Below are 11,671 nucleotides of genomic sequence, written 5' to 3'. Positions count from 1 at the left end.
AGTTTATTAAACTGGCACTTTAGTATTAATTTTCCATAAAAGTAACGCAAGAACCCAATTATGTACTTTAACGAAACAACTGCATCAGGTTTGATTACTGTCATCAAAAGTTACAGCAGGTTTGAAGTTGGTGAGGTACACAAGGTAAGTCTGTTATCCAGGTGTAAAGCGTGTTTTACTCCTGTTAGCGTAGGGCGTGTTTTCAAACTATTTGTTTAGCCTCCTAACTTTTTAGATCCCCCTAAATCGCCCTTAAAAAGGGGGACTTTAAGAGACTCTTTGCCCCCCTTTTTAAGGGGGGTTGGGGGGATCTAAGAATTTGAAAACACGCCCTAGCCCATTCTGAATTCTAAATTCTGCTGTATGTACTTCATGCACTTGGGAACAGCCATAGCACATTACAAATTAGTAGATAATTTATTATTAGGTGAGATATTACGTCGGCGCAAATTACGATTTTTAACCATTTTCCAGATTGAATAATAGTTATCACTATAAACAATATCTGTCTTTAATTTATATTTTTTTTCTATTGTTTTGCCCCAAGTGTCTGAAGGATTAAGTAAAAACACATCAGTAAACCCATCAGGAATTTTAGGAATTTTTTGATTGTTCACCAACAGAAATCTCACTTTTGGTTCCAAAAGATAGCTTAAAGAAAAGACATCACCATAATTATTCCCCAACGCATCACTAATAAAAAGTGGACGATTACTCTGATTGATGATTTGAGCAACTTGTGGATTGCCATAATTCATACCCTTATTCCACCAAGTTTCTGCCTGGAAACTCACCTTAGAAGAAATCAAACCACAAATAATTACTAATGCCATGATTGTGTACCAAAAGCGGCGGCGCGATACGCTCCCATTATATAGTTGCGTAGCTAGTAGATAAGCAACAGCTAGTTGAATTCCTAAATAAGATGGGATTAAATATGGTTCGGTAGACGATCTTATACTCCCAGCAATTAAATCTGGCCATATTAAGGGTAATGCTGGTACTACAATTAATGTGATGACAAAAGACCAGATTTTATAGTTAGTGGTTCGACAAATAAAATAAATTGAATATACTACCAAAGTTAAAAAAAATAGTGCAATTAAATAGCCTAGAGTATTTTCTGAGCTAAGGTCTATATCAAAAAAAATCCGGCTTATCTGCATTAATAAAAATGGAAATATAGGTATCAAATCTGACTGTATTGTTGTTTTATCTGCTGAAATCAAAAATTGAAAAAAGTCACCAATCACAACTGTTATCCAAGGCATGAAAGCTAAAAAACCGACTAGTGATGCTAGCAGATAAGTTCTCACGGTTTCAGTAAACTGAAATTTGGCATTTATCATTACATAAATTCCGTGAGCAACAGCTACAAATGCGCTCCAAAGAAATGTATAAAGACTAATGGCTAAACTTACTGCATAAATGCTCCAGATAGCGAATAAATCTGGTTTATGTCGTTCTTCTGCTAGCTCATCTTCTAGCCGTATGGCTCGCAGCAGAGACGCACTGGATAGTAAAATGGTGACTAACCAAAGAATATATTCTTGTGCTTCTTGGGCGTATACTAGGTGAATTGGAGAGATCGCCATAAGTGCGATCGCAACTCCAGGAACCGATAATGGCACATTAAATAATTCTCGGCATAACCAATAAACACAAGGTAAAACCAGCAAACTGATACAGGCTGATAAACTTCTAATCGCCGTCACCGAATTACCAAAGATTTCCAGCCACAATCTGGCTATTATGTAATATAACGGCGGATGCCGAGGATCTTGTTTTGCTAAAGACATAATTGTGTCATTTAAGTTTTTTTCTGGGTTTGCACCTTGAAACTGGGTAAAACTTTCTCCGCCAATGACACGATTATTAAAAAGTTGCTGTTTTACTTCATTAAGTGTATAACCAGAAATCCGCAATGAGGCATAAGTTTCATCATGCCAGAAAACTTTGCCATCAAGATTAGAGAAGCGAAATAATATACCCATCGCCAATAAGAAAATAATTAAAAATCGCAGCCAACTCGGAGCAAATTTGAGATGGTGCATAAGTAGTTTTCTCAATAACTTGTCTAAAAGAATTTAGTCAGATGGAATGAATGAGGTGCGATCGGTAGGAATTATATCTGAGTTTGTTGATCAGATATAGCCAAGGTACTTTGAAATATTGACAATAAATATCTCTACTTCTATTAACTCTGAAAACAATTACACAACGTTGTATCAAATACCGCAAAATTGACCTTAATTTTGCAGCCGAGATGCGAATGTGGAGTAAAGTATCATAAATTGGTAATAAATTATTTTTAACACCATCTAACAAAATCTTTACCATTAGATATAGTTAAAAAATCAATAGTTTTAAACTGCCGATCGATAGCTGGAAGACTGCATATTTTAGCTCCAATATTCAAATATGCTTGTAAAATTTTGGGAATTTCAAAATTGGATGTATCTGGATAATTTTCAGGCATTTCTAGACAAGATTGTGGATTGGGATAAACTAAAATACTCGGATGCATCAAGTTATTCTGCTGAAAATAATCATAAGCACAAGTAGCTTGCCAAGAACATTGTGTTAGTAATGATGCACAACCAAAGAAATATTGGTTTTTACTCCAGATGAGATAATTTGCCAGACCTTTCCAGAGTAGTAAAAGTGCCTGACTATTGCGATATTCTTTAGCTATACATACACGCCCAACTTCTACTGATACCTGAAGTACAGAATTGGGAATTCCATTAAGATTAAATATATCGGTAGCATCAAATCCTAATCTTTGAGAAGCCATTGTATAGGTTTGCATCCGATAAGTTCCAATGGTTTTACCTGTTTGTTTGGAGATTAGGATTAAATGATGACAAACTGCATCAAACTTATCTATATCCATCTGGGTAAAGTTAGAAGCAGAAAATCCCAAGCCTAGTTCAAGATTAAAAACCTCAAATCGCAACCGAAAAATTGATTCTAATTCTTCTTCAGTTGAAGCCAGCCGTAGGATATATTTTTCAGTTTGAAGGACGGGAAAATCTTCAAGAGGGGGAGGAGGATTTAGTGGGTAATTGATGCGTCCAGAAACTTCCATCTAACTTCCTACTTAGATTTGCGAAAATATTCTACTAGGATTTAGGCACTATACAAATAGCTCACATTATGCATTAATGTGTCGAAGCGGAATTGAGAGGGTTTGCAAGAAAAGATCCTTGAGACTAATACGAGTTAGCATAGCGGGGCGTTAGCGATCGCGTCTCGTAGAGAAACACAGTCCAAATTCGCGTCTTTAGCAAGGATTTTAGGTTTAACTGAACACTATTGTGGTCTAGAGAGCTTTTTTACTTTCTTAGATTAGGAGTAGAGTCCTTTTATTATGGAGATTAATTCCCAAAAAATCTGGCAATAAGATACAAAATTTTCCTTTGATATACGCTATAGATGTAAGTCATACCATTTTACACAAACCCTGATATACAGCAGAATTCAGAATTTAGAATGGGCTACGCCCCGCTTGCTAGAGTGTGAGTAGTTCACGTAAAATATAGTGCCATTGTTGCAGCAGTTCTCATGACCTCATCTGCGTCGTTTGACACATTAGAGTCTTTACAGGCGGATATCGCTGAATTGATCGTTCGTTTACCGACATTAAAAAATCGGCAATTTATTCAGCAAGCACTTGCTACTATTGTTCGTTTAGCTGATACCGAAATTGAGCGTCTCGATTGGAAAATCTTATCAGCTGCATTAGCAGATATGGAGCGCGGTTTCCAGCTTTTTTATGATTATCGACACGTTCGCAAAGTTACCATCTTTGGTTCTGCTCGTCTAGCGCCAGAAAGGCCAGAATACCAAATGGCCCTTGAGTTTGCTCGTGCTATTTCTCAATTAGGATTTATGGTGATGACTGGTGGTGGTAGTGGAATCATGCAAGCTGGTCATGAAGGTGCTGGGCGAGAAAATTCCTTTGGATTAAACATTCAGTTACCCTTTGAACAGCAAGCAAACCCTTTTATAGAGGGCGATCCCAAGCTAATTAACTTCAAATATTTCTTTACCCGCAAGCTGTTTCTTCTCAAAGAAAGTGATGCTGTAGCCTTGTTTCCGGGAGGCTTTGGCACTCAAGATGAAGCTTTTGAATGCATGACATTAAGCCAAAATGGTAAATTTGGCCCAGTACCTTTAGTTTTAATCGATCGCCCTGGTGGTGATTACTGGCGCTCTTGGAGCGAATATATTGATCAGCAATTAGTGAAAAATGGTCTTGTCAGTCCTGAAGACCCCAGCCTTTACACGGTGACAGATAACCTGGATGTGGCTTGTGATGCTATCACCCGTTTTTACCAGGTTTATCATTCCAGCCGCTATGTGGGCAACAAATTAGTCATCCGCCTGAAGACAGATATATCCGACGCTCTTTTGGAACAACTCAATGCTGATTTTAGCGACATTATTATTCAAGGAAGGATTGAAAAAAGTCAGGCATTACCTCAAGAAGCACAAGATGAAACTGTTGGACTACCCCGCCTCATTTTGTACTTCAATCAACGCGACTTAGGGCGCTTATATCAGATGATTGCCACAATTAACCGGATGGGTACTCCTTCACCAGAGGATGTAGCGCATCCAGAAAGGAAGTAGGCCATAAAAAAAGCAAGGGGGAGAATATTGAATCACTTTCCCTTTCCTAGCTTTCAGTTCATAGAATTGCCTCAACGAACAGCCAATAATAGACATCGCCAGTTGCTGAATCAGGCTAACGGCGAATATTCGACCCACCCCACAATATTGGATAATTTATTTCTTGAAGTTCCCTTAACTCTTAACTCTTAACTTCTAACTCAGCACTCAGCACGGGCTAAACGCCTCGCTACCGCTAACAGCACTCCTAACGCCCAATGCCCATTAACCAATCTCTAACAATATTTTTAAAACACCGCGACTCTGAGCGTGTTCAAAAGCTGCAAGCCCTTCAATTAGGGGATAAGTGGCATGAATCAGGGGTTGGACATCAACTTGTCCTGTGGCTAGTAGCTGGAGGGCTGGGGCAAAGGGGCCACAACGGGAGCCGATGAGGGTGATTTCATCTACTACTAAAGAAGAAGCATCTAGGCTGAGGTTGCCAGCATAAGTACTTTTCAATACAAGAGTACCACGAGGACGGAGAGCGCGACGGGCGATCGCAAATCCTTCTGGGTTGCCGGTACATTCGACTGAGATATCGAAATATCCATCTGTAACAGCGTCGGCTAGGCTCGTTTTTATTCCCCGTGCTTCTAAGTTAGCCAGTTTTTCTCGATGACGACCCACAGCTAAGAGTTCACAGCCAGTTAGGGCTAGTGTCTGGGCTACCAACTGCCCTAATTTGCCATCTCCAACCACTAGCACCCGATCATTTGGATGCAATGGGACTTGCTGCTGAATTTCCAAAGCTGCTGCTATCGGTTCGGTAAATGTTGCTACTTCTGTCGGCACATTATCGGGTACGCGATGCAGGTTCTCCACCGGCAAACAGAGATATTCACCGAAGGCTCCGTTGCGGTTGACAATACCCAGAACTGTACGATTTTCGCAGTGGGTTTGTTGTCCACTACGACAAAACCGACAATGCCCACACACAGCGTTGATTTCTCCAACTACACGTTGATTAACTAAGTCTTTTGGCCCTTTTTCAACCACACCAACAAATTCATGCCCCAAAATACCAGTGTACGGATAGTAGCCTCTGAGTAGTTCCAGATCAGTGTTACAGATACCTGCACGCAAGACACGTACTAAGGCTTCTCCCGGTGGCGGTTCAGGAACGGGAATATCTGTGCGTAATTGTAACTGGTTGTTTTCGAGCCAAAGTCCTTTCATTTTTCTTCACGTCCTTTGCCTAGCTCTCTGTCTTGAATTTTGAATTTTGAATTTTGAATTTTGAATTTTGAATTTTGAATTTTGAATTGTTAAGTCTCTGTAGAAGGTATTTCTTTAATTTTGCTTACATCAGCTTTGCTTAACCAAGTAACTAAGTCGTCTGAACTAAGTGCAATCTCAGTTCCCAAGGTTTTGATATAGAGAAGTCCGTCACTGATAGTTAAATCTCTAATTGGATACCATGAATCTCGTGTTCTAATCAGAAGTTCCAATGGAATCCCTTGTCTGGAAGTATACTTGCGATATTTCCACCAGGCTCGCCAGAGAATGACACATTTAGTACAGTGCATCTGATAGCCTTTGGGAACTTCGCAGTATTGATACTGATAGAAACCCCGACTATCTACTTCTCCTTTGAGAAGATAACTATATTCTGCTAATGCCTGATTTATCAAGTTCCACTGGGTTGATTTTGGAGAAATCGAGAATTCAGATAGGGTGTTAGATAATTGAGCAATGGCAATTACACCTTCTGATTTTGCTGATAGTTGGTTGGTTTTATACACTGTTTGCGCTGTCAACATAGGATTTGACAACAAAACTTCTTTTTTCTGGATAGAGTTTTGCACAAACTCTCGAATTAAATCTAAATCAGACAACATAAAATTTTTTATACTAAATTAACCAGTGTGATGAAAGCCACAACACTACTTAAATTAATAACTACACTGTTTTTGTACTAAAATCAGGATTATTACCAGCTTTATTTATACTCAATTCTTTGTTTGGCTAGGGTTTTGTTAAGTTTAATATCGGGTATGTTATTCTCCACTAGGCTGATTGACAAAATTTCTGTTTACAGGTATATTCTAGCGGCAAATTAAATTTTTACGCCTTCGAGAAAAGGTTGAAATACCGGAACTAATTCGGGACGACTGACAACAAGGGTGGGAAAAGAGCGATCGCTATAATCTTCTCCCGGTGACAACGGAAACGGTTCTGATTTGAGCGATAACCAGACCCCGCCAGCAGCCTGAACAATTACCCAAGCCCCCGCTAAGTCCCAAACTTTTGGTGTCGCCTCAATCCCACCTAATGTTGCTCCAGTGGCAACCATCAAAAAGTTATAGCTAGCCACACCTAACATCCGAATTTTGCAGGGAAAGCCGTTTTGGATAACTGCGGTGCTACGAGAACAGAGGTTAAAAAAGTGATTGTTGCTGGGACTATCACCACTGGTATGGATGGGGTGGTGATTCAGAAATGCTCCTGTTGGCGTTGCTAAACCAGATGAACCCGCCCAAAAACCATGAAAAGCTTGATTCAAGGTTGGTGCATAAACATAACCAAAAATCGGTGTCCCTCGATACAGTAAACCAAGAGATATTGTCCAGATGGGAATGCCGCGTGTAAAGTTGGTTGTACCGTCGAGAGGGTCAATTACCCAGCACCACTCAGTACCGGGGAATGATTGATCGCTCTCTTCGCTCAAAATGCCGTAACCAGAGAAATTAGAAGCGATCGCATCCCGAATTTCCCGATCTGCCCATTTATCTGCTTGCGTCACCAAACTACCATCAGCTTTTTGGTCAGCCTGGACTTGCCCAAAATCTTGCATTAGCTGCTTGCCCACTCTGATAGTAGTAGTTTGAGCAAAATCAAGAATTGTTGTCCAAAAATCATTCATTTGTCATTTGTCATTTGTCATTTGTCATTTGCCCAATGCCCTATACAGTTTAGTCTAAATCGCTTTCTAAAACTGAAGCGATCGCCAGCTTTGTATTTGTTTGAAATTCTGCCACATTCACCCGATTGAGAAACCAAATCGACACCACCATTCCCACAGCTTCTAGAACGAATACCAGTCCATAAGCTAACTCTAGGCTTGGTAAAAACTTGCGTCCAATATCCAAGACTGTACCTCCGATTACTACCGCCACACCTCTAGAAAGGGACTGCGCTAATCCCCAAGCCCCAATAAATGTACCTGCGGCTTCTGCTGCGGTGAGATCCAACATCAAGCTAATTGCTGCTGTAGTTAAGAAACCTGCGGCTAAACCGAAAAAGAACAAACCTAGTTTGAGAACTGCGGCATTAGCTGTGAATCCTGATATACCTAGCAATATTGCACAGAATGCTACCAACATACAGCCTAAACGGGCAGTTCTCCGCTTACCCAAACGCGGAACAATGTAAAAGCCCGTAACGCCGTAGGCAATCAGTAGACCCGTTCCATAAAAAACATTTAATTTGGTACTTTCCGCTAGGGGCATTTTAAACACTTGACCCGCATAAGGTTCCAAAATCGGGTCTTGCATAAACAAACTGATAGTCATCACCAATAAAAAAGTGAAGAATATACCTGTTTGTGGGCTAGCTGTCAATATTTTCCAAGCATTGCCTAGAGTAATGCTGTCTTCTCGGTTTACTAATGTAGAACGGGTTGAGTATTGCGAGTACTTTTTTTCTACGCCGAATGTGGCTGCGATCGCTAAACCAAATACAATTGCTGGGACGATCAAAAACAATCTGTTGATTGCTGGCTGCAAGGTTGCGATGGAAACGCCTAGTGTTAATGGCTGTAGTAATATGCTACTAATAATCGCCCCAACAATAATTCCCACCATCAGCATTGACCAAACCACACCTACCACTTTGGAACGGTTATCTTCTTCAGATATATCCACCAACAAAGCAGCAAAGGCAGTACCGCTAGCACAAATTCCTAGCCCGTATATAGCGAAGATCAGAGACAAAAGCGCTGTCCAGCCGACTGTTTGAGTTGTCCATACCCAAGTACCTGAAATATTTCCAGCAATATTAAGCTGCCAGATCACTTGTATAGCTAAAAAGGCTGCGATCGCAAATATTGCCGCGCCCACCCAAACATAAGCTGTGCGATGGTATCCCCATAACGGCTTGGCATCAGAAATCTGACCGAACCAGACACGCGAAGGAGCAACAAATAAGGGCAGTGCTAGAACTACTGATACTAGCGTCGCCGGAATTGCTATTTCTTGAATCATGACTCTGTTGAGTACCCCCAGAGTCAAAATCGACATCATGCTCAACCCCATCTGAAATAAACCCAGCCGGAACATGGTCAGCAGGTTTACCCTTGGCACAGATAGGGATTTTGTTTTGGTATCAAATACTTCACCACTTGCCATAGCTATTTTTTCGTATGCTTTATAGGATTTAATCTCTCTCTCTTTAAATAAAGATAAACCCTACTCGCTTAAAATCAGCGAACGAAAAGTTGAAGTTGCGATTTGGCAAGCAATTATACACCTCAATTAGGGTATGCTTCAGCCAAGTTAGGATTAATTTTTAGGGCTTGGTTGTAATCTGTGATGTCTACGACGGTCACTGAGCGCAGCCGTTCGCGCAGCGTCTCGTAGAGAAGTGCGGGCTACGCCTATGCATAACGAGAGAATTTTAGGATGAAGTAGTGAAACGAGACTCCATTTACTATCAAATTTTTAAGCGTTTTCCTGGGTTACTCTTTGAACTGATTGATGTCCCTCCTCCTCAAGCACAAAACTATCGATTTGAATCACTTGAAGTCAAAGAAACGGCTTTCCGCATCGATGGTGTGTTTTTACCTCCAGAGGATGCAACATCCAGAGTTATCTTTTTTGCTGAAGTTCAATTCCAAAGAGATGAAGCCCTCTACCATCGGTTCTTTACCGAGTCGCTGATGTACCTGAACCGAAATCGTTCTCAGTACGATGACTGGTTTTGTGTGGTAATTTTTTCATCACGCTCTTTGGAACCAAGCGATCAAAGAACTCATCGAATATTTCTCAACAGCGACCAAGTGCAGCGAATCTATTTAGATGAGTTAGGCGCGACTAATCAGCAGCCAATAGGCATCAACTTGATGCAGTTGACTCTAGCATCGGATGAAGTGATGGCACAGCAAGCAAAGCAATTAATTGAGCGGGTAAAATTAGAGTCAACGGACATGCTGCCGAAAAACGAAATACTAGACATCATCACCACAATCGTCGTTTATAAGTTTTCAACCTTAAGTAGAGAGGAAGTTGAAGCTATGCTAGGACTGACTTTAGAGCAAACAAGGGTTTATCAAGAAGCGAAAGCCGAGGGTCGAGAAGAACGGGAAGCTGAAATGTTGAAACTTACCGTCCCTCTGTTACTAAAAACAGGAATGAATCTGGAGCAGATTGCTCAACAACTCAATGTTGATATAGAAGCTGTCCAGATTGCCGCACAGTCAACCACATAGAATGAGGAAGTTGAAGCTATGCTGGGATTGACTTTGGAGCAGACAAGAGTTTATCAGGAAGCGAAAGCAGAAGGTCGAAAAGAAGGACGAGAAGAACGGAAAACTGAAATGTTGAAACTTACCGTGCCTCTGTTACTAAAAACAGGGATGAGTATGGAGGAGATTGCTCAACATCTCAATGTTGATATAGAAGCTGTCCAGCTTGCCACACAACAAAATACATAGAATGGGCATTTTATGTCTGTTGTCATATTTTTGCAAAATGAGGAGGGCTTGATTAAAATCCTCAATTGCCCTTTTATGGTATCTAGAGCGATCGCGCCAAAATATGACAGATTAAAATGCTCATGATTTCATCGGAGTTGGGACTTGGTAGGATGGGACTCCAGTCTTTAAAGTTTGCATAGCCCTTCTACACTCACTCCCCCCCGAAAAATTGTTATGCTGCGTCCTGGACAACTAAATTTTCACTTGAGTTGGGGAATACTAAAACTATGTATTACTTTTTATATTTTCTATATGCGTCCAACTTTATGTGACACTTTCAGAAGCCGTGCCTTGTGGACATGGGATATGCTTGATAAAGGACGTTCTATCAATTGTCAAATTGGAGAAGAAACTTTAACAGATTTAAATATTCTTGAGCTAAAAATTAGGCACTCGACTGAAATTTGCAGCATAACATTTAATAAAATAGACGAAGGAACAAACGGCGCTGATTGGGAATGGTGGTTTACTAATTCCAGTGCAAACAAATGGATAGGATTTCGAGTACAGGCTAAAGTTATAGATATTAAAAAGCAATGTTTCGAGCATCTTTATTATAAAAACTCAAAAAATTCATTACATCAATGCGACATTCTCATAAATGATTCTTTAGCCAAACCACATCCCCGGATTCCTTTGTACTGCCTTTATTCAAACTGGAGTAATTCAACTGAACTACCTTTAGAATATGAAAACTACTACAGCTTAAGGGAGATTTATGGCTGTTCCATACTTCCTGCACTTGCAGTTCGTTATTTACGCTGCAAGAATAAAAAGCCAAAACATCTCAAACATTTGTTTCAATATATGCGGCCTTGGCATTATTTAGTATCTTATGGCAAAGATAAATCAAGTGAATTACCGCAGAGAGTTTATGATTATTGGGTGAATTTTATCCGTCCAATAGAGAATTTTGTTATTGAAGAACTTGATGATAATATTCTTCTGGAATTAAATGAATGGCGAAATAAATATTTAGAAAAATATAATAAAATATGCTTAGTAGATAAACCACCCCAAGAAGTAATTCAGCTAATGAATAACGAACTAGTAGATCGACCTGACCCAAATTTGCGAACGCTTACTGTTTTTAAGGAACGGGACAGAGTATGTGAGCAACTAGACGAGTTCATAAGTAACCTTTAGAAATCAATTAATTCTAACCTTTAGTATTCAGCAAAATTAAGCAACAAATTTAAAACACTTGATTAACGTACTGTTCTACATCAGCACGCTTAACTCGCCAACTTTTACCTATGAGTTTGGCTTTTCAATCACCTGCCGTAATCGCATATCTGA

10 protein-coding genes are annotated in these 11,671 nt (G+C 40.0%); 4 read left to right on the top strand and 6 right to left on the bottom strand.

What is annotated here, in order from left to right; all coding sequences use genetic code 11:
• Positions 1-398: 398 nt before the first annotated feature.
• Both HWQ37_RS25350 and HWQ37_RS25345 read right to left on the bottom strand, forming a co-directional pair.
• Entirely contained in the window at positions 399-2,054 is a 1,656-nt protein-coding gene (locus tag HWQ37_RS25350; protein ID WP_292752503.1) for a glycosyltransferase family 39 protein, read from the bottom strand.
• A gap of 257 nt (positions 2,055-2,311) precedes the next feature.
• A complete protein-coding gene (locus HWQ37_RS25345; RefSeq protein WP_292752501.1) occupies positions 2,312-3,091 on the bottom strand; it encodes a GNAT family N-acetyltransferase in 780 nt (259 codons plus the stop codon).
• A gap of 476 nt (positions 3,092-3,567) precedes the next feature.
• Between HWQ37_RS25345 and HWQ37_RS25340 the strand changes: the two genes are divergently transcribed.
• Positions 3,568-4,638 (top strand): LOG family protein, encoded by a 1,071-nt coding sequence (locus tag HWQ37_RS25340; RefSeq protein ID WP_292752500.1) that lies wholly within the window; start codon positions 3,568-3,570, stop codon positions 4,636-4,638.
• Positions 4,639-4,902: 264 nt separating this feature from the next.
• Here HWQ37_RS25340 and HWQ37_RS25335 read toward each other — a convergent pair whose 3' ends face one another.
• The 4 genes from HWQ37_RS25335 to HWQ37_RS25320 form a co-directional block, all read right to left on the bottom strand.
• On the bottom strand, positions 4,903-5,856 hold the full coding sequence (locus HWQ37_RS25335; RefSeq protein WP_292752497.1) for an MDR/zinc-dependent alcohol dehydrogenase-like family protein: 954 nt from the start codon (positions 5,854-5,856) through the stop codon (positions 4,903-4,905).
• An 89-nt stretch (positions 5,857-5,945) separates the two neighbouring features.
• Complete coding sequence (locus tag HWQ37_RS25330) at positions 5,946-6,518, bottom strand: hypothetical protein (RefSeq protein ID WP_292752494.1); 573 nt, start codon at positions 6,516-6,518, stop codon at positions 5,946-5,948.
• A 218-nt stretch (positions 6,519-6,736) separates the two neighbouring features.
• Positions 6,737-7,543 (bottom strand): inositol monophosphatase family protein, encoded by an 807-nt coding sequence (locus tag HWQ37_RS25325; protein WP_292752492.1) that lies wholly within the window; start codon positions 7,541-7,543, stop codon positions 6,737-6,739.
• A 49-nt stretch (positions 7,544-7,592) separates the two neighbouring features.
• Positions 7,593-9,026 carry a BCD family MFS transporter gene (locus HWQ37_RS25320; protein ID WP_292752489.1) on the bottom strand — a complete coding sequence of 478 codons (1,434 nt, stop codon included), beginning with the start codon at positions 9,024-9,026 and terminating at the stop codon, positions 7,593-7,595.
• A 281-nt stretch (positions 9,027-9,307) separates the two neighbouring features.
• On the opposite strand from HWQ37_RS25320, the gene HWQ37_RS25315 reads away from it, so the two are divergent.
• The 3 genes from HWQ37_RS25315 (at position 9,308) to HWQ37_RS25305 (ending at position 11,518) form a co-directional block, all read left to right on the top strand.
• Complete coding sequence (locus HWQ37_RS25315) at positions 9,308-10,105, top strand: Rpn family recombination-promoting nuclease/putative transposase (protein ID WP_292752486.1); 798 nt, start codon at positions 9,308-9,310, stop codon at positions 10,103-10,105.
• A gap of 18 nt (positions 10,106-10,123) precedes the next feature.
• Positions 10,124-10,330 (top strand): hypothetical protein, encoded by a 207-nt coding sequence (locus tag HWQ37_RS25310; protein WP_292752483.1) that lies wholly within the window; start codon positions 10,124-10,126, stop codon positions 10,328-10,330.
• A 216-nt stretch (positions 10,331-10,546) separates the two neighbouring features.
• Positions 10,547-11,518, top strand: a complete 972-nt coding sequence (locus HWQ37_RS25305) for a DUF6615 family protein (protein ID WP_292752480.1) — start codon at positions 10,547-10,549, stop codon at positions 11,516-11,518.
• Positions 11,519-11,671: the final 153 nt, after the last annotated feature.

It is taken from the genome of Nostoc sp. NMS4 (assembly GCF_017115095.1).
GTDB lineage: Bacteria > Cyanobacteriota > Cyanobacteriia > Cyanobacteriales > Nostocaceae > Nostoc.
Note: the sequence above shows the minus strand (reverse complement) of the source record. Positions and strands in the feature narration are given on the sequence as shown.